General features: G+C 66.0%; 23 protein-coding genes and 3 tRNA genes. 16 read left to right on the top strand and 10 right to left on the bottom strand.

Features of this window, described 5'->3' with window-relative positions:
- Nucleotide 1 precedes the first annotated feature (1 nt).
- Nucleotides 2-661, bottom strand: coding sequence for a GntR family transcriptional regulator (locus tag BWR19_02660; protein APX91933.1), 660 nt, complete (start codon nucleotides 659-661; stop codon nucleotides 2-4).
- Nucleotides 662-825: 164 nt separating this feature from the next.
- Between BWR19_02660 and BWR19_02655 the strand changes: the two genes are divergently transcribed.
- The 15 genes from BWR19_02655 to BWR19_02585 all read left to right on the top strand — a co-directional run bounded on the left by BWR19_02655 (nucleotide 826) and on the right by BWR19_02585 (nucleotide 15,155).
- Complete coding sequence (locus BWR19_02655; GenBank protein APX94868.1) at nucleotides 826-1,407, top strand: chromate transporter; 582 nt, start codon at nucleotides 826-828, stop codon at nucleotides 1,405-1,407.
- Nucleotides 1,404-1,934, top strand: a complete 531-nt coding sequence (locus BWR19_02650; GenBank protein APX91932.1) for a transporter — start codon at nucleotides 1,404-1,406, stop codon at nucleotides 1,932-1,934. The genes BWR19_02655 and BWR19_02650 overlap by 4 nt, the downstream gene beginning before the upstream one ends.
- 126 nt (nucleotides 1,935-2,060) lie before the next feature.
- Nucleotides 2,061-2,576 carry a hypothetical protein gene (locus BWR19_02645; GenBank protein ID APX91931.1) on the top strand — a complete coding sequence of 172 codons (516 nt, stop codon included), beginning with the start codon at nucleotides 2,061-2,063 and terminating at the stop codon, nucleotides 2,574-2,576.
- Nucleotides 2,576-4,078 (top strand): hypothetical protein, encoded by a 1,503-nt coding sequence (locus tag BWR19_02640; protein ID APX91930.1) that lies wholly within the window; start codon nucleotides 2,576-2,578, stop codon nucleotides 4,076-4,078. The genes BWR19_02645 and BWR19_02640 overlap by 1 nt, the downstream gene beginning before the upstream one ends.
- Nucleotides 4,079-4,159: 81 nt before the next feature.
- The gene (locus BWR19_02635; GenBank protein APX91929.1) at nucleotides 4,160-5,137 is read left to right on the top strand and encodes a hypothetical protein; all 978 of its coding nucleotides are present in this window, start codon (nucleotides 4,160-4,162) and stop codon (nucleotides 5,135-5,137) included.
- 64 nt (nucleotides 5,138-5,201) lie between these two features.
- On the top strand, nucleotides 5,202-5,891 hold the full coding sequence (locus tag BWR19_02630; GenBank protein ID APX91928.1) for a 5-carboxymethyl-2-hydroxymuconate isomerase: 690 nt from the start codon (nucleotides 5,202-5,204) through the stop codon (nucleotides 5,889-5,891).
- Between the two features lie 234 nt (nucleotides 5,892-6,125).
- Complete coding sequence (locus BWR19_02625) at nucleotides 6,126-6,704, top strand: chromate transporter (protein ID APX91927.1); 579 nt, start codon at nucleotides 6,126-6,128, stop codon at nucleotides 6,702-6,704.
- Nucleotides 6,701-7,231, top strand: coding sequence for a transporter (locus BWR19_02620; protein ID APX91926.1), 531 nt, complete (start codon nucleotides 6,701-6,703; stop codon nucleotides 7,229-7,231). The genes BWR19_02625 and BWR19_02620 overlap by 4 nt, the downstream gene beginning before the upstream one ends.
- Nucleotides 7,232-7,337: 106 nt before the next feature.
- Complete coding sequence (locus tag BWR19_02615; GenBank protein ID APX91925.1) at nucleotides 7,338-8,318, top strand: Bordetella uptake protein; 981 nt, start codon at nucleotides 7,338-7,340, stop codon at nucleotides 8,316-8,318.
- A gap of 60 nt (nucleotides 8,319-8,378) precedes the next feature.
- On the top strand, nucleotides 8,379-8,849 hold the full coding sequence (locus BWR19_02610) for a hypothetical protein (GenBank protein APX91924.1): 471 nt from the start codon (nucleotides 8,379-8,381) through the stop codon (nucleotides 8,847-8,849).
- 16 nt (nucleotides 8,850-8,865) lie between these two features.
- The gene (locus tag BWR19_02605; GenBank protein ID APX91923.1) at nucleotides 8,866-10,380 is read left to right on the top strand and encodes a Tat pathway signal protein; all 1,515 of its coding nucleotides are present in this window, start codon (nucleotides 8,866-8,868) and stop codon (nucleotides 10,378-10,380) included.
- Between the two features lie 20 nt (nucleotides 10,381-10,400).
- On the top strand, nucleotides 10,401-12,008 hold the full coding sequence (locus tag BWR19_02600; protein ID APX91922.1) for a gamma-glutamyltransferase: 1,608 nt from the start codon (nucleotides 10,401-10,403) through the stop codon (nucleotides 12,006-12,008).
- A gap of 145 nt (nucleotides 12,009-12,153) precedes the next feature.
- Complete coding sequence (locus BWR19_02595) at nucleotides 12,154-13,065, top strand: hypothetical protein (protein APX94867.1); 912 nt, start codon at nucleotides 12,154-12,156, stop codon at nucleotides 13,063-13,065.
- Complete coding sequence (locus BWR19_02590) at nucleotides 13,062-13,601, top strand: hypothetical protein (GenBank protein ID APX91921.1); 540 nt, start codon at nucleotides 13,062-13,064, stop codon at nucleotides 13,599-13,601. Before BWR19_02595 ends, BWR19_02590 begins: the two co-directional genes overlap by 4 nt.
- A gap of 51 nt (nucleotides 13,602-13,652) precedes the next feature.
- Entirely contained in the window at nucleotides 13,653-15,155 is a 1,503-nt protein-coding gene (locus BWR19_02585; protein ID APX94866.1) for a hypothetical protein, read from the top strand.
- 73 nt (nucleotides 15,156-15,228) lie between these two features.
- Here BWR19_02585 and BWR19_02580 read toward each other — a convergent pair whose 3' ends face one another.
- The 3 genes from BWR19_02580 to BWR19_02570 are packed head-to-tail and all read right to left on the bottom strand — an operon-like array spanning nucleotide 15,229 to nucleotide 18,706.
- Entirely contained in the window at nucleotides 15,229-16,551 is a 1,323-nt protein-coding gene (locus BWR19_02580) for an oxaloacetate decarboxylase subunit beta (GenBank protein ID APX91920.1), read from the bottom strand.
- 9 nt (nucleotides 16,552-16,560) lie between these two features.
- On the bottom strand, nucleotides 16,561-18,402 hold the full coding sequence (locus BWR19_02575) for an oxaloacetate decarboxylase subunit alpha (GenBank protein APX91919.1): 1,842 nt from the start codon (nucleotides 18,400-18,402) through the stop codon (nucleotides 16,561-16,563).
- Between the two features lie 52 nt (nucleotides 18,403-18,454).
- The gene (locus tag BWR19_02570; protein ID APX91918.1) at nucleotides 18,455-18,706 is read right to left on the bottom strand and encodes a sodium pump decarboxylase subunit gamma; all 252 of its coding nucleotides are present in this window, start codon (nucleotides 18,704-18,706) and stop codon (nucleotides 18,455-18,457) included.
- A gap of 158 nt (nucleotides 18,707-18,864) precedes the next feature.
- Here BWR19_02570 and BWR19_02565 point away from each other — a divergent pair, with 158 nt between their 5' ends.
- Nucleotides 18,865-19,863, top strand: a complete 999-nt coding sequence (locus BWR19_02565) for a dihydrouridine synthase (GenBank protein ID APX91917.1) — start codon at nucleotides 18,865-18,867, stop codon at nucleotides 19,861-19,863.
- A 56-nt stretch (nucleotides 19,864-19,919) separates the two neighbouring features.
- On the opposite strand, the gene BWR19_02560 is transcribed toward BWR19_02565, so the two are convergent.
- The 6 genes from BWR19_02560 to BWR19_02535 form a co-directional block, all read right to left on the bottom strand.
- A tRNA-Arg gene (locus BWR19_02560) sits at nucleotides 19,920-19,996 on the bottom strand.
- A gap of 79 nt (nucleotides 19,997-20,075) precedes the next feature.
- A tRNA-Arg gene (locus tag BWR19_02555) sits at nucleotides 20,076-20,152 on the bottom strand.
- Nucleotides 20,153-20,216: 64 nt separating this feature from the next.
- A tRNA-Ser gene (locus BWR19_02550) sits at nucleotides 20,217-20,309 on the bottom strand.
- 219 nt (nucleotides 20,310-20,528) lie between these two features.
- A complete protein-coding gene (locus BWR19_02545) occupies nucleotides 20,529-20,726 on the bottom strand; it encodes a carbon storage regulator (GenBank protein ID APX91916.1) in 198 nt (65 codons plus the stop codon).
- Nucleotides 20,727-20,940: 214 nt separating this feature from the next.
- A complete protein-coding gene (locus tag BWR19_02540; GenBank protein APX91915.1) occupies nucleotides 20,941-22,191 on the bottom strand; it encodes an aspartate kinase in 1,251 nt (416 codons plus the stop codon).
- Between the two features lie 36 nt (nucleotides 22,192-22,227).
- Complete coding sequence (locus BWR19_02535; protein ID APX91914.1) at nucleotides 22,228-24,837, bottom strand: alanine--tRNA ligase; 2,610 nt, start codon at nucleotides 24,835-24,837, stop codon at nucleotides 22,228-22,230.
- Nucleotides 24,838-24,857: the final 20 nt, after the last annotated feature.

Raw genomic sequence — 24,857 nt, 5'->3', positions numbered from 1 at the left:
CCTACTTGCAGCTTCCCCGCGCCACTTCATAAGAGCGGTCGATATGGTCCTCGAGCAGCGCCCGCGCCGCCTTGACGTCGCGCTCCAGGGCCAGCTCGACCAGCTCGCCGTGCTGGGCATCGAGGATCTTGCGCACCTCGGGCACGCCGGGGGCCATGCGCCGATAGCGGTCGAACTGGTCGTGCAACTGGTCGATGAAGCGCAGCAGCCATACCGAGCCGCAGGGCGCCACCAGGGTACTGTGGAAGCGTGAGTGCAGTTGCTCCCACTCATCGACCTTGGTCGGCGACAGATCGGCTCGCTTGAGGCGGTGAGCGGCGGCCAGCAGCTCCGATTCCCACTCTGCGTCGCCGTTGAGGATCGCGCGCTCGAGTGCCATGCCTTCCAGCTCGCGGCGCATGCCGGCGACATCGTCGAGTTCGCGTCGGTCCAGGCGCGGCACCCGGAAACCGCGCTGATTCTCCTGCACCAGCAGCCCATAGGCGGCGAGGCGGTTGAGCGCCTCGCGCAGCGGGCTCAGGCCCACCTGATACTGCTCCTTGAGACCATTGATGGCCACCTTCTCGCCGGCGGCAAAGCGGCCATTGACCAGGTCATGACGCATGGCGTCGAACACCCGACTGGCGGTGGTAGCACTCTGTTTGCGTTGCGGGACGTCCATCTCTCCTCCCATGGAAGGGCCACTCTATGACCACAGAGCTTGACGCATCCTCGAAGAACAATCTACGTTCTAAATATAATAATCGATTTTATAACAACAAGACGATTAGCAATGAAAAAATACGACGACTACACGCCACGCTTCCTCTGTCATAGGTCGCCATGATGTCGCACTCGACTACCCAAGGTCGCAGTGCCAGTCAGCGCGACCTGTTCATGGCCTTCCTGCGCATCGGCCTGCTCGGCTTCGGCGGCGGCCCGGCGATGATCCCCCTCGTCCAGCAGGAGGTGGTCAAGCGCCACGCCTGGCTCAGCGATGAAGAGTTCGCCGATATCCTGGCCATCGCCAATACCCTGCCCGGCCCCATCGCCACCAAGATGCCCGGCTATATCGGCTATCGCGTCGCCGGCGTCACCGGCTGCGTCAACGCCGTACTGGCGGTGATCCTGCCCACCATCATCGCCATGATCGCCCTGCTCGGCGTGTTCAGCCGCTACCGCGACGTGGCCTGGATCCAGGGCATGGGCCAGGGCGTGGTGCCGGTGGTGATGGTGATGATGGGCCAGCTGGCCTGGGACTTCCTCAACAAGTCGCAACTGGTGCTGGGCTGGCTGGTCAGCCTGGCCATGGCGGCGGTGGCCGGCGTGCTGATCTACCTGCTCGGCGTGCACCCCGGCTGGGTGATCGGCGGCATCCTGGCCGCGGCACTGCTGCGTCCGGTGCCCAAGCAGGAGGCTCGCTCATGATCTACTGGGAGCTGTTCCTGGCCTTCTTCATTCCCAACATCATCGGCTACGGCGGCGGCCCGGCGATCATCCCGCTGATCGAGGCCGAAGTGGTCGGCCGCTATGGCTGGATGGGCGCCCAGGAGTTCGCCGAGACCCTGGCCCTGGGCAACGCCCTGCCCAGCCCCATCGCCACCAAGATGGCCGGCTACGTGGGCTATGACGTGGCGGGTATCGGCGGCGCGGTGGTGGCGGTGTTCGCTACCGTGGTGCCGTCGCTGCTGCTGATGCTCGGCGCCCTGGGGCTGCTCTACCGCCACCGCGAGTCGCCGCGGGTCAAGCGCATGAGCCAGTGGGTGCGCCCGGTGATCGCGCTGATGATGGCCTGGCTGACCTGGAGCTTCTTCAGCGAGGGCGTCGACAGCGCCGGGCTGCTCCACACCCTGCTGATCGGCGCCGTGGCCGCCGTGGCGCTGCTGCGATTTCGCGCCCATCCGGCCTTCGTGGTGCTCGGCGCCCTAGTCTACGGAGGGCTGTTCCTGGGTTAACCAACGATATCGATAGCGGCCATCACGACACCATCCTCATCCAACAATACAACGAGGACGACATCATGAAGAGCGACACGCCAGCCTCACTCGCATGCCACAGCCCCCACGCTGAAGGAGGGCAGCATGTCGACCAATAATGACAACATCGACCCCACTCTGGATCTCTATTCCGGCGCCATCTTCACCGCCATCGGCCTGGGGGCGATGATCACCGCGCGCAACTATCCGCTGGGCAGCATCGATCGCATGGGCCCGGGGTTCTTCCCGACGGTGCTAGGCGCCATCATCGCCATCCTCGGCATGGTGCTGGTATTGAAGAATCTCGAGGGATTCCGCCAGGCGCTGCGACGCAAGCACGCCACTGCCCCTTCCACCGAGGATGACAGCACCAAACGAGCCGGCATGCTCAAGGCGGGACGCTCGATGCTGTTCGTGCTCGGCGGGATGAGCTTCTTCGCCCTGACCATCGAGCACATCGGCCTCATCGCCTCGGTCATCGGCCTGGTGATCATCTGCTCGTTCGCCGAGCCAGGCATGAAGTGGCGCTCCACGCTGCTGCTGGCGCTGTTCATGGCCGTCCTCTCGGCGGGAATATTCCGCTACGGCATCGGCCTTCCTCTGCAGCTGTGGGGTAACTAATGGAATTCCTCGACCACCTCGCATTAGGCTTCGGCATCGCGCTGTCACCCGAGACGCTGCTGTACTGCTTCATTGGCGTGACTCTGGGAACCTTCATCGGCGTATTGCCGGGGATCGGTCCGCTGGCCACCATCGGCCTGCTGCTGCCGGTCACCTTCCACCTGCCGCCCACCGAGGCGATCATCATGATCGCCGGGCTCTACTATGGCGCCATGTACGGCGGCTCGACCACGGCCATCCTGCTCAACCTGCCGGGCACCGCCGCTTCGGTGGTGGTCGCCCTCGACGGTCACCCGATGGCCCAGCAGGGGCGCGCTGGGCCCGCCCTGGTAATGACTACCATCGTCTCCTTCGCCGCCGCCTGCGTGGCGATCGTCATCATTGCCCTCTTTGCTCCGCCGCTGGCCCAGTTCGCGCTGCGCTTCGGTTCACCGGAGTACTTCTCGCTGATGCTTGCCGGTCTGCTCGGTGCAGCCGTATTGGTCAATGGCTCGCTGATCAAGGGCATCGCCATGGTGATTCTCGGCCTGCTGCTGGGCATGGTCGGCCAGGACGTGACCTCCGGCATACCCCGCTTTACCTTCGGCAGCATGAGTCTCTACGACGGCATGGGCTTCGTGGTCGTGATCATCGGCCTGTTCGGCCTGGCCGAGGTGCTCAACAATGTGGCCCTGGGCGAGAAACGTGAACGCTTCGTCGGCAAGGTGCCGTGGCGCGATTTGATCCCCACCAAGCGCGATCTGCGCGACTCGGCTGGCGCCACCGCGCGCGGCACCGGCATCGGCTCGCTGCTTGGATTGTTGCCCGGCGCCGGGCCGGCGATGAGCACCTTCGCCGCCTATGCCGTGGAAAAGAAGGTCGCCAAGGATCCCAGCCGTTTCGGCAAGGGCGCCATCGAGGGTGTGACCGCACCTGAGGCGGCCAACAACGCGGCGGCACAGACCTCTTTCATCCCCACCCTCTCGCTGGGCGTGCCCGGTGACGCCACCATGGCGCTGATCCTCGGCGCCATGATGATGCATGGCCTGGTGCCCGGGCCGCAGATCGTGACCTCCAGCCCGGACTTCTTCTGGGCGCTGATCGCCAGCTTCTGGATCGGCAACCTGCTTCTGCTGATCCTCAACCTGCCGCTGGTCGGCATCTGGATCAAGATGCTGTCGATCCCCTACCGCATCATGTTTCCGGCCATCGTGACCTTTATCTCGATCGGCATGTACAGCCTGCACCTGGAGATCTTCGACGTCTTCCTCGCCGCCGGCTTCGGGCTGGTCGGCTATCTGTTCATCAAGCTGCGCTGCGAAGCGGCGCCGCTGCTGCTCGGCTTGATCCTGGGCCCGATGGTGGAGGAGAACCTGCGTCGCTCGATGCTGATTTCCCGCGGCGACTTCAGCATCTTCTTCACCCGCCCGATCAGCCTGAGTTTCCTGATACTTGCCGTATTCATCATTGCAATCGTGCTCGGCCCAGGGCTCTACCGGCGCTGGAAGGCCAGAGCCGCCTAGTCGATCACGCTGCATCCTGCGCACGGCTCGACCGTGCGCCACAACCGGCGATACGCCCAACATCAAGACCGGAGTACAACAATGCCAACGCTCATCAAACCCCTCGCTACCCTTGCCGCGATCCCCGCACTCAGCATGATGGTCGCGACCTCCGCCGCCGCCGACTACCCCGAGCGGGAAATTCGCCTGATCATCCCGTTCGGCGCCGGCGGCTCGACGGATATCGTCGGCCGTACCGTGGGCCAACCGCTCTCCGACCGCCTCGGCCAGCCGTTCGTCTACGAAAATCGCGGCGGCGCGGGCGGTACCGTGGGGACACACGCAGCCTCCAACGCCAACAATAATGGCTACACCCTGTCGGTCGGCTCGACCAGCACCCATGCCGTCGGCTATCTAGTCCACGACGACGTCGGCTACCACCCCATCGATGACTTCGAACCGATCAGCCTGGTTGCCGAAACACCCTATGTGCTGGTGGTGCACCCCGACTCCGATTTCCACTCGGTGCAGGACGTCATCGACCACGCCCACGAGAATCCCGGCGACATGAACTTCGGCTCCGCCGGGGCCGGCAGCACCACTCACCTGTCGGCGCTGATGTTCAATGACATGGCCGACGTCGATGCCGTGCACATCCCCTATGAGGGCAATGCCCAAGCCACCACCGCCATGCTCGGCCGGGAGATCGACTACCTGTTCGGCAGCTTCCCGGCGGTGTACTCGGCCATCCAGAACGAGCAACTGCGCGCGCTGGGCGTGGGTACCGCCAACCGTGCCTCACAGCTGCCCGATGTCCCCACCGTCGAGGAGGCAGGGATCGACGGCTACCTGGCCGCACTGTGGCTGGGCATCTTCGCCCCGGCCGGCACCGATGACGATATCGTGGCCAAGCTGCACGGCGAGATCGCCGACATGATCGAGAACGACGAAGCGGTCCGCGAGGCGCTGCGCGACAACGGCGCCGAGCCGGTCTTCAGCGAGTCGCCGGACGACTTCGTGGCACTGATCGAGTCCGAGATCGAGCGCTATCGCGAGATCGTCGACAACATCGACGAGTAAGCGCACCCCTTCACCACCGCGCCCGCCGCCGAGCGGCGGGCGCCCAACCCCCAAGGACCCGTCCATGACTCAAGACAACTACGTGTTCACGCCGTCTCAGCCCGCCAGCTTGCCGGTGGCCGGCAGCGATGCGCGCTTCCCGATCCGCCGCGTCTACTGCGTGGGCCGCAACTACGCCGCCCATGCCGTCGAAATGGGTCACGACCCGGACAAGGAGCCGCCGTTCTTCTTCCAGAAGAATCCCGACAACGTGACCCTGGGCGGCGATTTCACCCTCCCCGCCCACTCCCAGGACGTGCACCATGAGATCGAGCTGGTGGTTGCCATCGGCAAGGGCGGCCGCCACATCTCCACCGACCACGCCATGGACCACGTCTACGGCTACGCCGTGGGCCTCGACATGACCCTGCGCGACCTGCAGAGCCAGGCCAAGAAGATGGGCCGCCCCTGGGAGATCGGCAAGGCGTTCGAGAAGTCGGCGCCGTGCAGCCCGATCGTCAAGAAGGAGGGCGTCGACGTCGACAACGGCGCAGTCTGGCTCAAGGTCAACGGTGAGGTGAAGCAGGAGGGGGACCTCAACCAGCTGATCTGGAAAATCCCTGAAGTCATCGAGCACCTCTCGGGGCTGTTCGAACTGGCACCCGGCGATATCATCATGACCGGCACCCCGGCAGGGGTGGGCCCCGTCAGCAAAGGCGACACCCTCGAAGGCCACGTCGATGGCGTCGGTGACGTGCAGCTCAAGATCGTCTGAACACAGCAGAGGCTGGCTACGGCCAGCCTCAGTTGCCTCTTCTTTCACCTACTCTCGAACCTCGCCCAGCGCTCCACTGCCAACCCAGATGCTCGCCGCCAAGCGCTTGACTCGCGTCGAAGCGTGACACTATAGTCGATGGAGAATAATCGATTTTTTAGTCACAAGACGATTGAGAATGACAATATCAACCATAAATAAGGCGTTGCCGGTAGCGGCTCGCAGGGTGAGGGCATGAGCCTGTCGACGACACAGCGCGGCGATGCCCGTCAGCGCGACCTGTTCATGGCCTTCCTGCGCATCGGCCTGCTCGGCTTCGGCGGCGGCCCGGCGATGATCCCCCTCGTCCAGCAGGAGGTGGTCAAGCGCCACGCCTGGCTCAGCGATGAAGAGTTCGCCGATATCCTGGCCATCGCCAATACCCTGCCCGGCCCCATCGCCACCAAGATGCCCGGCTACATCGGCTATCGCGTCGCCGGCGTCACCGGCTGCATCAACGCCGTGCTGGCGGTGATCCTGCCCACCATCATCGCCATGATCGCCCTGCTCGGCGTGTTCAGCCGCTACCGCGACGTGGCCTGGATCCAGGGCATGGGCCAAGGCGTGGTGCCGGTGGTGATGGTGATGATGGGCCAGCTGGCCTGGGACTTCCTCAACAAGTCGCAGCTGGTGCTGGGCTGGCTGGTCAGCCTGGCCATGGCGGCGGTGGCCGGCGTGCTGATCTATTGGCTCGGCGTGCACCCCGGCTGGGTGATCGGCGGCATCCTGGCCGCGGCACTGCTGCGTCCGACGCCCAAGGAGGCCACCTCATGATCTACTGGGAGCTGTTCCTGGCCTTCTTCATCCCCAACATCATCGGCTACGGCGGCGGCCCGGCGATCATCCCGCTGATCGAGGCCGAAGTGGTCGGCCGCTATGGCTGGATGGGCGCCCAGGAGTTCGCCGAGACCCTGGCCCTGGGCAACGCCCTGCCCAGCCCCATCGCCACCAAGATGGCCGGCTACGTGGGCTATGACGTGGCCGGTATCGGCGGCGCGGTGGTGGCGGTGTTCGCCACCGTGGTGCCGTCGCTGCTGCTGATGCTCGGCGCCCTGGGGCTGCTCTATCGCCACCGCGAGTCGCCGCGGGTCAAGCGCATGAGCCAGTGGGTGCGCCCGGTGATCGCGCTGATGATGGCCTGGCTGACCTGGAGCTTCTTCAGCGAGGGCATCAACAGCGCCGGGCTGCTCCACACCCTGCTGATCGGCGCCGTGGCCGCCGTGGCGCTGCTGCGATTTCGCGCCCATCCGGCCTTCGTGGTGCTCGGCGCCCTGGTTTATGGAGGATTGTTCCTGGGCTGAGACGCCCCCGCAACGACACAATAACCCGACAACGGGATCACGCGCTCACTCGCCGCCGGCAAGTCCGGCGTTATACCACACCACCACAATATAAAAGGTGTCCATCATGACGCGTTCGAAGCTGACTCTCACCACCGCCATCGCGGCCATCGGCCTGGCATCGAGCCTGGGCTTTACCAGCACCGCCCAGGCCGACTATCCCGAGCAGGATATCCGGCTGGTCATTCCCTACGGCCCCGGCGGCGCCACCGACATCATCTTCCGGCTGATCTCCCAGGAAGCCGAGCAGTACCTGGGCGAGTCGATCGTGCCGGTCAACATGGCCGGCGCCGGCGCCACGCTGGGCTCGCGCAACGTCAAGGAGGCCGACCCGGACGGCTACACCCTGCTCGGCAGCCACGACACCATCGCGCTGTCCAAGCTGGCCGGCACCGTCGACTACTCCTTCGATGCCTTCGAGCCGATCGCGCTGCTGACCCAGACCATCAACATCCCCACGGCGCACGCTAACCACGAGGTGCAGAGCGCCGACGAGATCGCCGACTACGTGCGCGAGAACCCGGGCCAGGTGCGCTTCAGCATGATCCCGAGCTCCACCGACCACTTCTTCTGGGCACAGTTCTTCCAGGAGGCCGGCATCGACATGGCCGACGTGCGCCTGGTCGGCTACCCGGACACCGGCGAGCAGGTTTCGGCGCTGATGGCCGAGGAGATCGACTTCGCCATGTTCAACCTGCCGTCCGGCGGTTCGTTCTTCGAGGAGGGCACCTTCCGCCCGCTGGGCATCGCCCACCCGGAGCGCCTGGAGAGCATGCCCGACGTGCCGACCCTGCGTGAGCTCGGCATCGAGATGGATCACTCCACCAGCCGCGGCATCTTCGCGCCCAAGGGCACGCCGCAGGAGATCCAGGACACCATCGCCGAGGCCTATGGCCAGGCACTCGAGAACGAGGAAGTGCAGAGCCGTATCGAGAATGAGTTCGGCTCGGTGGTGCGCTTCCTGGCCGGCGACGACTACCTCGAGTTCCTCGACGAGAACGAAGCCGCGCTGTCGGCGGCCGCCGAGAACATCGACTTCCAGAACTGAGCCGGAACCGCGTGAGATTCCCGCCCCGACATGTCGGGGCGGGAATCGGGAGATGTCTCGATGTTGACACTGACCAAGGACCGCGCCCTGGCGCTGGTCCTGCTATTGATCGTTGCCGTGATGTGGGTCGAGTCGGGCAATATCCGCCCACCCACCTCCTGGCAGCCCTACGGTTCGGCGCTGTTCCCGCGCATCCTGCTGGTGGTGACCGGCCTGCTGTCGCTGCTGATCCTGGTGCGCTCGCTGATCGCCGGCCCCGGTGAGCGAAGCACCCCGCGGCGCAGCTTCGGCGAGTGGCTGCACCACAATCGCACGGTGTTCTCGCTGTTCGTGCTGTTCGGCCTGTATGCCGCGCTGCTGCCGGTACTCGGCTACATCATTGCCACCCTGGCCTTCCTGGTGAGTTCCCTGGGACTGCTGCTGGGGATCGATTCCCGCCGCAAGTGGATCATCAATCTCGCCGTCAGCTGCACCCTGGTGCCGCTGGTGTTCGTGATCTTCCGCTTCGGCCTCAATGTCTGGCTGCCCTGACGCCTGGGAGTGACACATGGCGGATTTCTTTCTACAGGCCCTCGGCCAGGTCAGCAGCCCCTCGGTACTGGCGCTGATCATCATCGGCGTGCTGTTCGGCATCATCGGCGGCAGCATTCCGGGCTTCACCGTGACCATGGCGATCCTGGTGGTGTTTCCCTTCACCTTCGCCATGGACCCGGTCAGCGGCGTCGCGCTGATGGTCGGGGTGTTCGTCGGCGGCTACTCCGGCGGCATCGTCTCCGGGGTAATGCTGGGCATTCCCGGCACGCCGTCGTCGATCACCACCGTCTACGACGGCTACCCCATGGCCCAGAACGGCGAACCCGGCCGCGCACTCGGCATCGGCGTGGCGGCCTCGTTCATCGGCACCCTGATCAGCGTCGCGGTGCTGGTGTTCTTCGGCCCCTTGATCGCCAGCTTCAGCATGAACTTCCGGCCCTGGGAGATCACCGCGCTGATCGTCTTCGCCCTGACGCTGGTCGCCGGGCTCTCCAACGGCGCGCTGCTCAAGGGCCTGCTGGCCGCCGCCCTAGGGCTGCTGATCACCACCGTGGGCTACGACCGCAACAGCAACCTGCGCTTCGACTTCGGCGTCCCGGCACTGGGCTCCGGCTTCGAGATCCTGCCGGTGATGATCGGCATCTTTGCCTTCTCGCAGCTGATGGGCAACCTCGAGAAGCTGCGCGACGAGCAGGGCAAGGCCAAGGGCGTCGACACCAACGTGACGATCCCCTACGGCCGCATCCTCAAGGACATGGCCGGCCAGAAGCTCAACACCCTGCGCTCGTCGCTGATCGGCAGCCTGGTCGGCGCGCTGCCGGGTACCGGCGGCACCGTGGCCAACTTCATCAGCTACGACCAGGCCAAGAAGTTCTCGCGCCATCCGGAGACCTTCGGCAAGGGCACGCCCAGCGGCATCGTCGCCTCGGAGGCCTCCAACAGCGCGGTGGCCGGCGGCGCCTTCGTGCCCACCCTGGCACTCGGCATCCCCGGCGACCTGCCGATGGCGATCATGATGGGCGTGCTGATCCTGCACGGCATCACGCCGGGACCGCTGATGTTCGAGCAGAACCCGATACTGGTCGGCGCCATCTACGCCAGCCTGCTGATCGGCGCGGTGATCATGGTGCTCTGCCAGCTGCTGCTGGTGCGCTGGTTCGCCAAGATCTCGCTGATCCCCCAGGAGATCCTGGTGCCGGTGGTACTGATGCTGTGCGCCATCGGCTCCTACGCGCTGAACAACAACCTGTTCGATATCTGGGTGCTGTTCGTGTTCGGCGTGATCGGCTACCTGCTGTGGAAGGCCGAGGTGCCACTCACCCCGCTGATCCTCGGCGTGGTGCTGGGCAATAATCTGGAGCGCCAGCTGTTCCGTGCCCTGGAGCTCGACGACAGCTGGATGACCTTCCTGACCCGGCCGCTGTCGGCGCTGTTCCTGGCGCTGGCGGTGGCCTCGGTGATCTTCTCGCTCTATCAGGACCGCAAGATTCAACGTAACCGACTCAAGGCCCAGCGCGGCGACGGCTGAGCCAACACAAGGAGCTCCCTATGCAGCACGATGCGCTTTACTACCCCAGCCCCTCGCGGCGCATGGCCACCTTCGGCACCCGCGGCATGGTCGCCGCCTCTCAGCCGCTGGCCGCCCAGGTCGGCATGAACATTCTCCAGCAGGGCGGCAACGCGGTGGATGCCGCGATCGCCACCGCCGCGGCGCTGACCGTGGTCGAGCCCACCTCCAACGGCCTGGGCAGCGACGTCTTCGCCATCGTCTGGCTCGACGGCAAGCTGCACGGCCTCAACGCCAGCGGTCCGGCCCCCCAGGCCGCCAGCATCGAGGCCATGCAGGCGCTGGGCCATGACCGGGTGCCCAACCACGGCCTGCTGCCGGTCACCGTGCCCGGCGCGCCGGCGGCCTGGGCGGCGCTCTCGGAGCGCTTCGGCAAGCTGCCCTTCGCCGACCTGCTGGCACCGGCGGTGGCGCTGGCCGAGGAGGGCTTTCCAGTCTCGCCGGTCATCCACCAGATGTGGGACGAGGCCTTCCACACCTACTCGTCCTACGACGAGGCCGCCTTCGCGCCGTGGCTCGACACCTTCGCCCCCGAGGGCCGCGCGCCCCAGCCCGGCGAGCGCTGGTCATCGCCGGGCCACGCCAGCTCCTTGCGCGCCATCGCCGCGACCAAGGGCCGCGCCTTCTACGAGGGCGAGCTGGCCGACAAGATCGACGCCTTCTTCCGCGAACACGGCGGGCTGCTGCGCAAGGAGGACCTGGCGCGCTTCGAGCCTGAGTGGGTCGATCCGATCAGCGTGCGCTACAAGGGCCACGACATCTGGGAGATTCCGCCCAACGGCAGCGGCCTGATCGTGCTTCAGGCGCTGGGCATGCTGGAGCGCATGGGCCCCGAAGGCCGCGACCCGGTGGAGACCCTGCACCGCCGCATCGAGGCCACCAAGCTGGCCTATGTCGACGGTTTCGCCCACGTCACCGAGCGCGATGCCATGCGGCCAAGCGTCGAGCAGATGCTCGACGACGGCTATCTCAAGGCCCGCGCCGGGCTGATCGGCGAGCAGGCGGTCGACCCGGTTCACGGCAATCCGCTTACCGGCGGCACCGTCTACCTGGCCACCGCCGATGGCGACGGCAACATGGTGTCGTTCATCCAGAGCAACTTCAAAGGCTTCGGTTCGGGCATCGTGATCCCCGGCACCGGTATCAGCCTGCAGAACCGCGGCTGGTCGTTCTCGCTCGACCCCGAGCACCCCAACGCCCTGGCCCCGGGCAAGCGTACCTACCACACCATCATCCCCGGCTTCATCACCAAGGACGGCCAGGCGGTGGGCCCGTTCGGGGTGATGGGTGGCTACATGCAGCCCCAGGGCCACGTGCAGGTGATCACCGGCATGCTCGAGGACCACCTCAACCCCCAGGCGGCGCTGGACATGCCGCGCTGGAAGTGGACCCAGGGCAAGACCGTCGAGGTCGAGCCGCACTTCCCCGACCACCTCGCCCAGGCCCTGGCGCGGCGCGGCCACGACATCGTCAAGGTCGCCGACACCATCAGCTTCGGCCGCGGCCAGATCATCCTGCGCGACAGCACCAGCGGCGTGCTCAGCGGCGGCACCGAGCCGCGTACCGACGGAGCCGTGTTGCCCTGGTAACCCTGCAGTACCGGGCCCGGCCACGGCCGGGCCCCTCCTCAACAGAAACCGGAGAAGCAAGATGCCGACACCCAACAACCCCAATGTCGCCTCGCGCCATCCTCTCACCCTGGCCACCGCCACCCTGGCCGGCATCGGTCTGGTGATGGGCGGCCTCGCCGCCAGCGCCCACGCCGACGACTACCCCGACAGCCCCGTGGAGTTCATCGTGCCCTGGGCACCGGGGGGCGGCAGCGACGTGCTGATGCGCCTGGTCTCCAACCATATCGAGCCGCATCTCGGCCAGCCGATGCCGGTAATCAACATGCCCGGCGTCAGCGGCACCACCGGCCTTGCCGATCTCGCCGAGCGCGACAACGACGGCTACACCATCGGCCAGGTCCACGACGGCTTCATGGTCTCCCACCACACCGGCATGACCGAGTACAACTGGGACGACTACGAGCCGATCGCCGCGATCACCGCCTCGCCCCAGTACCTGACCGTCAGCGCCGACAGCCCCTGGGAGACCTTCGAGGAGTTCGTCGAATACGCCCAGGACAATCCCGGCGAGATTCGCTTCGGCGTGACCCTCGGCGGGGTACCGCATATCCACGGCGCGATGATCGAGGACGCCGAGGACCTGTCGTTCCGCTACGTCGGCTTCGAGGGTACCGGCGAGCGCATCCGCTCCCTGGTCGGCGGGCACATCGACGCGGCGATGGGCGATATCGCCTCGAGCCTGCAGTTCGTCGAGAACGACGACCTGCGCTTCCTGGCCGTTGGCCACAGCGAGCGCATGGAGCAGACCCCCGACGTCCCGACCTTTGCCGAACTCGGCTACGACGACCTCAACCTGTCGATCCTGCGCGGCCTGATCGCGCCGCTGGGCACCCCCGAGGATCGCATCGAGGTGCTGGCCGCCGCGGTGGAAGCGATGGCGTCCGAGGAGGAGTTCGTGACTCGCGTCAACAACGCCGGCGCCGAGGTGCAGTTCATGGGACCCGACGAATACCGTGACCACCTCGACACCCTCGATGCCACCATCGAGCGCCTGGCAGGGACCCTGCAGCAATGAGTGGTGCCACCTCCGACTCCCGGCCGCAAGGCCGGGAACCCGTTTCCTCAGGCGAGCGCGCCAAGGCGATTGGCCATATCGTCTTCAACCTGGCGCTGCTGGGCATCGCCGCGATCATGTTCGTCCACGCCGGCGGGCTGCCGTCGTCGGCCTGGGAGCCGATCGGGTCGGGCAGCTTCCCGCGCCTGATGCTGGCCATTCTGGCACTGCTCAATGTGCTCATGATCGTCAAGGAAGCCGCCAAGCTGCGCCATACCACGGCGCTGCCCAGCGGCAGCGTCGCCGCCTGGCTGTGGCGACACCGGCTCGCCTTCGGCGTGCTGGGGCTGTTTACCCTCTATGCCATCGCCATGCCGCTGGTCGGCTTTCGCTGGGCCACGCTGCCCTTCGTGCTGGCCTGTCAGGTGCTACTGGGCGCGCGTCGACCGCGCCAGCTGGCCATCGCCGCGGCCATCGCACTGCTGATGTCGGTGGGCCTCGACGCCCTGTTTCGCCACGTCTTTTCGATTTCGCTACCGCGCGGCGCACTGCTCTAGGCCGTGCGCGGCGCGAGGCATCTACTTCGCTGACCCAGGAATCCGCTCATGATGGAATCCATTCTGGCAGGGGCCGATCAGCTGTTTACCCTGCCCACCATGCTGACCATGCTGGTGGGGGTGGTGGCCGGGGTGATCACCGCGGCCATTCCCGGCTTCACCATCACCATGGCCATCGTGCTGGCGCTGCCGCTGACCTTTACCATGCCGGCGCTTCAGGGGGTCGCCACCCTGCTGGCGGTTTACATCGGTGGCTATACCGGCGGCATGATCAGCGCCGCGCTGCTGGGCATCCCCGGCACGCCCTCGGCCTTGGCCACCACCTTCGACGCCTACCCCATGGCGCGCCGCGGCGAGCCCGGCCGGGCGCTGGCGATCGGCATCTGGGCCTCGTTCTTCGGCACCCTGATCAGCTCCATCGTGCTGATCATCGCCGCCCCGCCGCTGGCCATGATCGCCGTCAAGCTCGGCGCCTGGGAGTACTTCTCGCTGGTGGTCTTCGCCCTGACCATCGTCGCCAGCCTGGTCGGCAAGTCGATGCTGCGCGGCCTGCTGGCCGGCGCCATCGGCCTGATCATCGCCACGGTGGGCTCCGACCCGCTGATGGGCGTGACGCGCTTCTCGTTCGACCTGCGCATGCTCTCGGCGGGCATCCCCTTCCTGATCGTACTGATCGGCATCTTCGCGGTCAGCCAGCTGCTGCGCGAGGTCGAGGACGCCGAGGAGGTCAAGGCCGGCAAGCAGCTGATCGACAGCCGCATCAGCTTCAAGCCCTGGGCGGCGATGCGCGAGGTGCTCTCCTTTCCCTTCAACTTGCTGCGCTCGTCGATGGTCGGGGTCTTCATCGGCGCGGTGCCTGGCGCCGGCGGCAGCATCGCCAACCTACTGGCCTATGACCAGGCCAAGCGCGGCTCCAAGCATCCCGAGGCCTTCGGCGAAGGCTCGAGCGAAGGGGTGATCGCCTCGGAGTCGGGCAATTCGGCGACCTCCGGCGGCGGCCTGATCCCGATGATCGCCCTGGGCATCCCCGGCAGCGCGGTGGACGCGGTGCTGATGGCGGCACTGATGGTGCACGGCATCGGCGTCGGCCCGCGCCTGATCATGGACCACGCCGACACCGTCTATGGGATGTTCATGGCGATGTTCCTGGCCGGCGCCATGATGCTGGTGGTATGCCTGCTCAGCATGCGGCTGTTTCTCAAGGTCACCAGCGTGCCCAAGTCGGTGATCGTGCCGGTGGTACTGACCTGCTGCATGGTCGGCGCCTTTGCACTCAACAACCGCATCACCGACATCTATCTGCTGCTCGGCATCGGCGTCTTCGGCTACGTGCTGGCCAAACTCGACTATCCGCTGGCGCCGCTGGTGCTGGGCGTGATCCTCGGCCCCATCGCCGAGACCAACCTGCGCCGCGCGCTGATGACCAACGAGGACTGGACGCTGTTCTTCACCCGCCCCATCTCGCTGGCACTGCTGACCCTGGCGGCGCTGTCGATCGTGCTGGCGCTGCGCTACCGGCTCAAGCAGCATCGCCAGAGCCTGGCCCAGGATTGACCCGCCAAGCTTACCCTGGTGCGTAACGCAAGAAGGGGGCCATCAGGCCCCCTTCTTGTCGGTTGCAAACGTACTAGCCCAGGTACTTGATCATCACCCCGGCGGCCACTGCCGAGCCGATCACCCCGGCCACGTTGGGCCCCATGGCGTGCATCAGCAGGAAGTTGTGGGGGTTGGACTCCAGCCCCACCTTGTTGGCCACCCGCGCCGCCATGGGCACCGCCGAGACGCCGGCGGCGCCGATCAGCGGGTTGATCGGCATCTTGCTCATGGCGTTCATCAGCTTGGCCATCATGATGCCGGCCCCGGTGCCGATGGCGAAGGCGACGATGCCCAGCCCCATGATCCCCAGCGTCTCGAGTGCCAGGAACTGGTTGGCGACGAGCTGTGAGCCCACCGCCAGGCCGAGGAAGATGGTGACGATATTGATCAGCGCGTTCTGGGCGGTATCCGAGAGCCGCTCGACCACGCCGCACTCGCGCATCAGGTTGCCGAAGCAGAACATCCCCAGCAGCGGCGCGGCGTCGGGCAGGAACAGCGCCACCAGCATCAGCAGCACCAGCGGGAAGACGATCTTCTCGAGCTTCGACACCGGACGCAGCTGAGTCATGGTGATCTGGCGCTCACGCTTGGTGGTCAGCGCACGCATGATCGGCGGCTGGATCAGCGGCACCAGCGCCATGTAGGCGTAGGCGGCCACGGCGATCGCCCCCAGCAGCTCAGGCGCCAGGATGCTCGATACATAGATCGAAGTCGGCCCGTCGGCACCGCCGATGATGCCGATGGCGGCGGCCTGGTTGAGCGAGAAGTCCATCACCCCTAGCGCCGAGAGCCCCACCGCGCCGAGCACCGTGGCGAAGATGCCGAACTGCGCCGCGGCGCCCAGGAACAGGGTGCGCGGGTTGGCCAGCAGCGGACCGAAGTCGGTCATTGCCCCGACGCCCATGAAGATCACCAGCGGCGCGATGCCGGAGGCGATCGCCACCTGGTAGAAGGTGTAGAGCATGCCGTTGCTGTAGCCGACCCCGCGGGCCACGTCCTCGGCGGCGCGCAGCTGCTCCGGCCCGATGTCATCGCGGGCCTCGGCGTAGAGAACCTCGCGCCACGCCTCGGGGCCGACCAGCGGGTCGAGGGTCAGTTGCATGGCCGCGGCCATCTGCTGCAGCACAGCCGGACTGGCCACCTCGATGGCCTGATCCAGCGCCGACAGTGCCAGCCCCGCCTCGGGGATATTGGCGAGAATGCCGCCAAAGCCGATCGGTACCAGCAGCAGCGGCTCGAACTTCTTGTGGATGGCAAGATAGAGCAGGCCCAGGCCGATCAGGATCATCGCCAGCTGGCCGAATTGCAGGTTGTACAGCCCCGAGCCGTACCAAAGCGTCAACAGGTTATCCATGCGTCGCCCTTAGAGCACGATCAACGTATCGCCTACCGATACGCTGTCGCCTTCTTTGACCTTGACCTCGGACACCGTGCCGGCACTGGCCGCACGCACTTCGGTCTCCATCTTCATGGCTTCGAGGATGATCACCACGTCACCTTCGGCAACGCTGTCCCCGGCCTTGACGTTGACCTTGAAGATATTGCCGGCCAGCGGGGCGGTGATCGACTCGCCGCTGGCGGCCGGGGCACTGGCGGCGGGGGTCGCGGCGGGCTGAGGCGCGGCTCCGCCCTCCTGCACCTGGCCGATCTCGCCACCCTCGGCGACCTCGACCACGTACTGCTTGCCGTTGACGGTGATGGTGTAGGTCTCGGGGCCGGCAGCGGCCTGAGTGTCGGCTGGCTTTGCCACCGCCCCGCCTTTCTGGGTCGTCGCCGGAAGATTGGCCGCCGCGGCGTCCGGCGCCTGGGGTACCGGCTCGAAGGCATCCGGGTTGTCGCGGTTCTTGAGGAACTTGAGGCCGATCTGCGGGAACAGCGCATAGGTCAGGACGTCGTCGATCTCACGCTCGCCCTGTTCGAGGCGGATGCCTTCGTCCTTGGCCTTGGCCTTGAGCTCGTCGCGCAGGCGATCCATCTCCGGCTCGAGCAGGTCGGCCGGCCGGCAGGTGATCGGCGCCTCGCCCTTCAGCACGCGCTCCTGCAGCTCGGTGTTGTAGGGCGCAGGGGCGGCGCCGTACTCGCCCTTGAGCAGCGCCTGGACCTCCTTGGAGATCGACTTGTAGCGCTCGCCCATCATCACGTTCATCACCGCCTGGGTGCCGACGATCTGCGAGGTGGGCGTGACCAGCGGGATGAAGCCGAGGTCCTCGCGTACCTTGGGGATCTCGGAAAGCACGTCGTCGAGCTTGTCGCCGGCGCCCTGCTCCTTGAGCTGGCCTTCCATGTTGGTGAGCATGCCGCCGGGCACCTGGGCCACCAGGATCCGCGAGTCGATGCCCTTGAGCGAGCCCTCGAAGGCGGCGTACTTCTTGCGCACCTCGCGGAAGTAGGCGGCGATCTCCTCGAGCAGCTCGAGGTCGAGGCCGGTGTCGCGCTCGGTGCCGGCGAGGATCGCCACCACCGACTCGGTGGGGCTGTGGCCGTAGGTCATCGACATCGACGAGATCGCGGTGTCGACGTTGTCGATGCCCGCTTCGACGGCCTTGAGCGCGGTCGCCGTGGACATGCCGGTGGTGGCATGGCACTGCATGTGCACCGGAATCTTGAGCGCCTTCTTCAAGCGCGAGACCAGGTCGAAGGCGGTATAGGGGGTGAGCAGCCCGGCCATGTCCTTGATCGCCAGGGAGTCGGCGCCCATCGCTTCGATCTGCTGGGAGAGCTCGACCCAGCCCTCGATGGTGTGCACCGGGCTGACGGTATAGGAGATGGTGCCCTGGGCGTGGCCCTCGACGTCGCGTACCGCCTTGATCGCCCGCTCCAGGTTGCGCGGGTCGTTCATGGCATCGAAGACGCGGAACACATCGACGCCGTTGGTGCGAGCACGCTCGACGAACTTGTCGACCACGTCATCGGCGTAGTGGCGGTAGCCGAGCAGGTTCTGGGCGCGCAGCAGCATCTGCTGGCGGGTGTTGGGCATCGCCTCCTTGAGGGCGCGGATGCGGGCCCAGGGGTCTTCGCCAAGATAGCGGATGCAGGCGTCGAAGGTGGCACCACCCCAGGACTCCACTGACCAGAAGCCGACCTCGTCGAGCTTGGCAGCGATCGGTAGCATGTCATCGAGGCGCATGCGGGTGGCGAACAGCGACTGGTGAGCGTCGCGCAGCACCACATCGGTGATGCCCAGCGGGCGTTGGCTCTCACTCATGTGACCTTATCCTTGTAGCTGAAATCGTATCTTGGCTGGCCGACGCCATCGCTCAGCGGCGATGACGCTGACGGTAACGGTGCAGGGCGGCGCTCATCACCACCATCAGTTCTTCGCTGTCGCCGGCGCCTGACGGAGCCGCGGGCCGCGGCGGTGCCTCGGCGGCGGGCGCCGGCGCCAGGCGCCTGACCAGCAGTGACATGATGGTGGTCGACAGTACCAGCACGGTCAGGAAGACGAACACGAAGCCCATGCCGAAGGCCATCAGGGCGAGGCCCTCTTGCATCAGTTGGGTGTCCAGCATGTCAAAATCCCCTTGCTCTTGCGCGGCACATTGAGGTCCGTGGCGGCGCATCTTGGCTGGTACAATAACCTGCCTGAATTCCACGATATTGCAATGACACCATGGTTGAGCCGCACGTTGTTAATTTACTACATAAGGGCCGCATCGGCCTAGCGCCCATGGAGGGCGTGATCGATGCGCACACCCGTGCGTTGCTCACCGCCCGCCCCGGCTTCGACTGGACGGTCACCGAGTTCGTGCGCGTGGTCGATACGCGCCTGCCGCCACGGGTGTTCCTCAAGCACTGCCCGGAGCTGGCCCGGCATGCCCAGGGCGAGCCGATGGCCACGCCCAGCGGCGTCGCGGTGCACCTGCAGCTGCTCGGCTCGGACCCCGAGGCGCTGGCCGCCAACGCCGAGCAGGCGATCCGCCTTGGCGTTACCAGCCTGGATCTCAACTTCGGCTGCCCGGCCAAGCTGGTCAATCGTCACGACGGCGGCGCCTCGCTGCTACGCGACCCACAGCGGGTCGAGCGGGCGGTCGCCGCCGTGCATCGCGCCTCGGCAGGCCGGGTGCCGGTCACCGCCAAGGTTCGCCTGGGCTTTGCCGACCGCCGCCTGGCACTCGACTGCGCTCGCGCCACCGAACAGGGCGGCGCGGCGCAGCTGGTGGTCCACGCCCGCACCCGCAACGAGGGCTACCGGCCGCCGGCCCACTGGGAGTGGATCGGCCGCATTCGCCGCCACCTGGCCATTCCGGTGGTGGCCAACGGCGACATCTGGTGCCTCGAAGACTACTGGCAGGCGCGCACGCTGTCCGGCTGCGACGACGTGATGCTCGGTCGCGGCGCCCTGGCCGACCCGTGGCTGGCGGCACGCATTCGCCACTGGCAGGCAACCGGCATGCGCCTGCCCGAGACCCACTGGGCGAGCCGTGCCGCCATGCTGAGCGACTATGCCGCATTGCAGCGTAGCACACTTCCCGCGCGGGTCGTGGTGTCGCTGCTCAAGCAGTGGCTCAATCAGATGCGCGGCCGCGACGCCGAAGCGGCACGCCGCTTTGCGACGCTCAAGCGCATCACCGATCTCGATGCGCTGCTGGCAGGCTTGCTGAGCGAGACACCCGGCCATCCGCCGGGCAAAAAGAAGGCGTCGCTCGCAAGCTGCGAGGACGCCTGACACGATCGTGCAAAAACACAAAACCCGCCCTCATTGAACGAGGACGGGTCGAAAAGTGGCGCGCCCGGGAGGATTCGAACCTCCGACCCCCTGATTCGTAGTCAGGTACTCTATCCAGCTGAGCTACGGGCGCGTAGCTGTCATATCGACAGATGACGTACTGCCACGAACGTCATGGGGTATCGCATTGATACGGCGTATCGTGGGGAAGCTGGCGCGCCCGGGAGGATTCGAACCTCCGACCCCCTGATTCGTAGTCAGGTACTCTATCCAGCTGAGCTACGGGCGCAACTTCCAGTGCATGCTGTGCATACGTGTGTCGATGGCATAACGCTGTGCTTACACGGCGTAAATGGCGGAGAGGGAGGGATTCGAACCCTCGATGAGGCTATAAACCCCATACTCCCTTAGCAGGGGAGCGCCTTCAGCCACTCGGCCACCTCTCCTCATCAACACGGCGCGTATGTTACCGTTTCCGAAGGCCATTGTCCAATGCCCGCCGAAATTTTCTTGCTCTGGCGGCCTCGCCAAGCCGCTCCGCCAGGACACCTTGCAAACGCTCTTACACACCTGATGAGCGCAGCACAAACGCGCGAAAGCCGGCAAAGTGCGAGACTCTGCCGGCCCGAGCGTGCGCCTGACAACCCCGACCGTCAGGTCGTGCGTCAGGCCTGAGACTCACCGTCGCTGCCGTCGGATTTTTCACGCTGGATGCGCTGATAAATCTCTTCACGGTGCACGGCCACATCCTTGGGCGCATTAACCCCGATGCGAACCTGGTTACCCTTGACCCCGAGTACCGTCACGGTGATGTCATCACCGATCATCAGGGTCTCGCCGACACGGCGGGTTAGGATGAGCATGACTGATCTCCTTCTCAGACTTACGGCTACGGGATGCACTACGCCTGTCGCCAAGCGCTGACAGATTATGCGCCATTCGTCACGCTAGGCCAAACTCGGTACAAAATTCATACGCCGCCATGACACGCGAAATTGGCGTTGAATGAAAGCACCGCGGAGTGCATCGGCTTCCTTTCTCCCTAAGCGTAGAACGCATCACGCTTGAGCGGGTTCCTTATTCGCTCTCGATATCGCTCTTGTCGAGACCAAACGCCTTGTGCAGCGCCTTGACCGCGAGTTCCATGTGCTTCTCGTCGATCACCACCGAGATCTTGATCTCCGAGGTCGAGACCATGCGGATATTAATGTTCTCATCGGCCAGTACGCGGAACATCTTAGACGCCACGCCGGCGTGGGAGCGCATGCCTACCCCGACCAGCGAGACCTTGGCGATGTTGTCGTCGCCGCGCAGCTCGCCGCCACCGAGATCCGGGATCACGGTCTCCTCGATGATACGCGTGGTCTGCTTGAAGTCGCCCTTGGCTACGGTGAAGGTGAAGTCGGTGTAGTCACCCACCGGCGCCACGTTCTGCACGATCATGTCGACTTCGATATTGGCATCGGCGATCGGGCCGAGAATCCGCGACGCCACGCCCGGCACGTCTGGGGTGTTGAGCAGGGTCAGCTTGGCTTCGTTGGCGGTGAAGGCGATACCGGAGATCAGCGGTTCTTCCATGGAGTCCTCTTCTTCATCTGTGTCAGCGACGATCAGGGTGCCGGGGCCATCCTCGAAACTGGACAGCACGCGCAGCGGGACGTTGTACTTGCCGGCGAACTCCACGGCGCGAATCTGCAGCACCTTGGAGCCGAGGCTGGCCAGCTCGAGCATCTCCTCGACGGTGATGGTCTCGAGCCGCTTGGCCTTGGAGCAGACCCGCGGGTCGGTGGTATAGACGCCGTCTACGTCGGTATAGATCTGGCACTCGTCGGCCTTGAGCGCCGCGGCCAGGGCTACCCCGGTGGTGTCGGAGCCACCCCGCCCGAGGGTAGTGATATTGCCCTCGTCGTCGGCGCCCTGGAAACCAGCCACCACCACCACCTGACCCGCGTCGATATCCTCACGCATGTCATCGGTGTCGATGCCCTGGATACGCGCCTTGGTATGGGCGCTGTCGGTGCGAATGCCGACCTGGGCACCAGTGTAGGAGGTCGCCGGCACGCCCAGCTTGTGCAGCGCCATGGCCAGCAGCGAAATGGTCACCTGCTCACCGGTGGACACCAGCATGTCCATTTCGCGCGGCGTGGGTTCGTCGTTGATTTCGCTGGCCAGGCCGATCAGACGGTTGGTTTCGCCGCTCATCGCCGACACCACCACCACGATCTGGTGACCCTCGTCGCGGAAGCGCTTGACCTTCTCCGCCACCGCCTTGATGCGCTCCACCGAGCCCACCGAGGTGCCACCGAATTTCTGTACGTATAACGCCATATGCGATTGTCCTGGTTGTCAGTGGAAAGTGTGTTGTCAGCCGAGCTTGGCGGCAAGCCAGTCCGGCACGCTGCCGAGTGCCCCAGGCAGGGCCGCGGCGTCGCTGCCACCGGCCTGGGCCATGTCCGGCCGGCCACCGCCCTTGCCGCCGACCTGGCCGGCCACGTGGTTGACCAGCTCGCCGGCCTTGACCCGCGCCGTGAGGTCGTCGGTGACCCCGGCGATCAGGCTGACCTTGGCGGCGCTCTCATCGGCCACGCCGAGCACCACGACCCCCGAGCCGAGCTTGTTCTTGAGCTGGTCGAGCACGCCGCGCAGCTCCTTGCCGGAGACGCCCTCGAGCTGCTTGACCAGCAGCTTGACGCCGCCGATCTCCACGGCCTCGGCGAGCATGTCGCTGCCGGCGGCGCTGGCCAGCTTGGCCTTGAGACGCTCGAGCTCCTTCTCCAGGCTGCGGTTGCGCTCGACCAGCGAGGCGACCCGCTCCTCGACCTGCTCCGGCTTGCTCTTGAGGGTCTCGCCGAGGCGCGCGACCCGCGCCTCCTGGACCTGGAAGTAGGCCAGCGCATGCTCGCCGGTGAGCGCCTCGATGCGCCGCACGCCTGAGGCGATGCCGGTCTCGCTGACGATATGGAAGCAGCCGATATCGCCGCTGCGCGCCACGTGGGTGCCGCCGCACAGCTCGATGGAAAAGTCGTCGGCGCCGATGGTCAAGACGCGGACGTTGTCGGCGTACTTGGCCTCGAACAGCGCCGCCGCACCCTTGGCCTTGGCCTGGTCGAGGCTCATCTGCTCGATGCGGGTATCGGCGTTGGCGAGTATCTGGGCGTTGACGATGGCCTCGACCTCGGCCAGCTGCGCCGGGGTCATCGCTTCGAAGTGGCTGAAATCGAAGCGCAGGCGCTCGGCACTGACCAGCGAGCCCTTCTGCTGCACGTGATCGCCGAGCACCATGCGCAGCGCCTTGTGCAGCAGGTGGGTGGCGGAGTGGTTGCGCACCGTGGCGCCGCGCAGGTCGGCGTCGACCTGGGGCCGCACCTCGGCGCCCACGCGCAGCTCGCCGTCGACCAGCACGCCGTGGTGCAGATGATGCCCGCCCTGCTTCTGGGTGTCGGTCACCTGAAAGCGCCCGCCGTTGGCGTGCAGGTAGCCGGTGTCGCCGACCTGGCCGCCGGACTCGCCGTAGAACGGCGTACGATCCAGCACCACCACTCCCTTGCTGCCCGCCTCCAGCGCGGCCAGCGGGTTGCCCTCGGCGTCGACCAGCGCGGTGACACGGGCGTCATCCTCGAGGCGCTCATAGCCGGTGAAGGCGGTCTCGCCGTCGAGCTCGATGGCCGCCGCGTAATCGGCGCCGAACTGGCTGGCCGCGCGGGCACGCTGGCGCTGGGCCTCGAGTTCGCGCTCGAAACCGGCTGCGTCGAGGCTCACGCCGCGCTCACGGCACACATCAGCGGTCAGGTCGAAGGGGAAGCCGTAGGTGTCGTAGAGCTTGAACACCGTGGCGCCGGGCAGCTCATCACCCTCGAGGTCGGCCAGCGCCGCCTCGAGCAGGCCCATGCCGTGGTCCAGGGTGCGCGCGAACTGCTCCTCCTCCTTGAGCAGCACCCGGGCGATCTGCTCGCTGGCCTCGCGCAGCTCGGGATAGGCCTCGCCCATCTCGGCGTCGAGCGCCGCCACCAGCTTGTGGAAGAACGGCTCGCTGGCGCCCAGCTTGTGGCCGTGGCGGATGGCGCGGCGGATGATCCGGCGCAGTACGTAGCCACGCCCCTCGTTGGAGGGCAGCACGCCGTCGGCGATCAGGAAGGCGCAGGAGCGGATATGGTCGGCGATCACGCGCAGCGATGGCGTGGTGGTATCGCCGTGTCCGGTGGCCTTGGCGGCGGCATCCAGCAGGTTCTGGAACAGGTCGATCTCGTAGTTGGAGTGCACGCCCTGGAGCACCGCCGCAACCCGCTCGAGGCCCATGCCGGTGTCGATGGAGGGCTTGGGCAGCGGGTTGAGAGTCCCGCTGGCATCGCGATCGAACTGCATGAACACCAGGTTCCAGATCTCGATGTAGCGGTCGCCGTCCTCTTCTGGGCTGCCCGGCGGGCCGCCCCACACCTCGGGGCCGTGGTCGAAGAAGATCTCCGAACTCGGTCCACAGGGGCCGGTGTCGCCCATCTGCCAGAAGTTGTCCTCGTCGAGCTTGGAGAAGCGCGCCGGATCGATGCCGATCTCCTCCTTCCAGATCTTCTCAGCCTCGTCGTCGCTGACGTGCACGGTGACCCACAGCTTGTCGGCGGGCAGGCCCAGGCGCTCGGTGAGGAAGATCCAGGCGAAGCGAATGGCGTCACGCTTGAAGTAGTCGCCAAAACTGAAGTTGCCCAGCATCTCGAAGAAGGTGTGGTGGCGCGCGGTATAGCCGACGTTGTCCAGGTCGTTGTGCTTGCCGCCGGCTCGTACGCAGCGCTGGGCCGAGGTGGCGCGCACATAGGGGCGCGGGTCGCGGCCCAGGAAGACGTCCTTGAACGGCACCATGCCGGCGTTGGTGAACAGCAGGGTCGGGTCGTTGCCGGGCACCAGCGAGCTCGTCGGCACGATGGTGTGGCCCTGCTCTTCGAAGAAGGTCAAAAAGGCCTGTCTGATATCTGCACTTTTCATAGGGTGTCCGTGACGATAAG

Origin of the sequence: Halomonas sp. 1513, assembly GCA_001971685.1 — a bacterium.
Classification (GTDB): domain Bacteria; phylum Pseudomonadota; class Gammaproteobacteria; order Pseudomonadales; family Halomonadaceae; genus Franzmannia.
This window is presented reverse-complemented; position numbering and strand designations above follow the sequence as displayed.

Coding starts and splice junctions, on each gene's coding strand:
- BWR19_02660 (APX91933.1), bottom strand. CDS start 661: ATGGACGTCCCGCAACGCAAACAGAGTGCTACCACCGCCAGTCGGGTG.
- BWR19_02655 (APX94868.1), top strand. CDS start 826: ATGTCGCACTCGACTACCCAAGGTCGCAGTGCCAGTCAGCGCGACCTG.
- BWR19_02650 (APX91932.1), top strand. CDS start 1,404: ATGATCTACTGGGAGCTGTTCCTGGCCTTCTTCATTCCCAACATCATC.
- BWR19_02645 (APX91931.1), top strand. CDS start 2,061: ATGTCGACCAATAATGACAACATCGACCCCACTCTGGATCTCTATTCC.
- BWR19_02640 (APX91930.1), top strand. CDS start 2,576: ATGGAATTCCTCGACCACCTCGCATTAGGCTTCGGCATCGCGCTGTCA.
- BWR19_02635 (APX91929.1), top strand. CDS start 4,160: ATGCCAACGCTCATCAAACCCCTCGCTACCCTTGCCGCGATCCCCGCA.
- BWR19_02630 (APX91928.1), top strand. CDS start 5,202: ATGACTCAAGACAACTACGTGTTCACGCCGTCTCAGCCCGCCAGCTTG.
- BWR19_02625 (APX91927.1), top strand. CDS start 6,126: ATGAGCCTGTCGACGACACAGCGCGGCGATGCCCGTCAGCGCGACCTG.
- BWR19_02620 (APX91926.1), top strand. CDS start 6,701: ATGATCTACTGGGAGCTGTTCCTGGCCTTCTTCATCCCCAACATCATC.
- BWR19_02615 (APX91925.1), top strand. CDS start 7,338: ATGACGCGTTCGAAGCTGACTCTCACCACCGCCATCGCGGCCATCGGC.
- BWR19_02610 (APX91924.1), top strand. CDS start 8,379: ATGTTGACACTGACCAAGGACCGCGCCCTGGCGCTGGTCCTGCTATTG.
- BWR19_02605 (APX91923.1), top strand. CDS start 8,866: ATGGCGGATTTCTTTCTACAGGCCCTCGGCCAGGTCAGCAGCCCCTCG.
- BWR19_02600 (APX91922.1), top strand. CDS start 10,401: ATGCAGCACGATGCGCTTTACTACCCCAGCCCCTCGCGGCGCATGGCC.
- BWR19_02595 (APX94867.1), top strand. CDS start 12,154: ATGGGCGGCCTCGCCGCCAGCGCCCACGCCGACGACTACCCCGACAGC.
- BWR19_02590 (APX91921.1), top strand. CDS start 13,062: ATGAGTGGTGCCACCTCCGACTCCCGGCCGCAAGGCCGGGAACCCGTT.
- BWR19_02585 (APX94866.1), top strand. CDS start 13,653: ATGGAATCCATTCTGGCAGGGGCCGATCAGCTGTTTACCCTGCCCACC.
- BWR19_02580 (APX91920.1), bottom strand. CDS start 16,551: ATGGATAACCTGTTGACGCTTTGGTACGGCTCGGGGCTGTACAACCTG.
- BWR19_02575 (APX91919.1), bottom strand. CDS start 18,402: ATGAGTGAGAGCCAACGCCCGCTGGGCATCACCGATGTGGTGCTGCGC.
- BWR19_02570 (APX91918.1), bottom strand. CDS start 18,706: ATGCTGGACACCCAACTGATGCAAGAGGGCCTCGCCCTGATGGCCTTC.
- BWR19_02565 (APX91917.1), top strand. CDS start 18,865: ATGGAGGGCGTGATCGATGCGCACACCCGTGCGTTGCTCACCGCCCGC.
- BWR19_02545 (APX91916.1), bottom strand. CDS start 20,726: ATGCTCATCCTAACCCGCCGTGTCGGCGAGACCCTGATGATCGGTGAT.
- BWR19_02540 (APX91915.1), bottom strand. CDS start 22,191: ATGGCGTTATACGTACAGAAATTCGGTGGCACCTCGGTGGGCTCGGTG.
- BWR19_02535 (APX91914.1), bottom strand. CDS start 24,837: ATGAAAAGTGCAGATATCAGACAGGCCTTTTTGACCTTCTTCGAAGAG.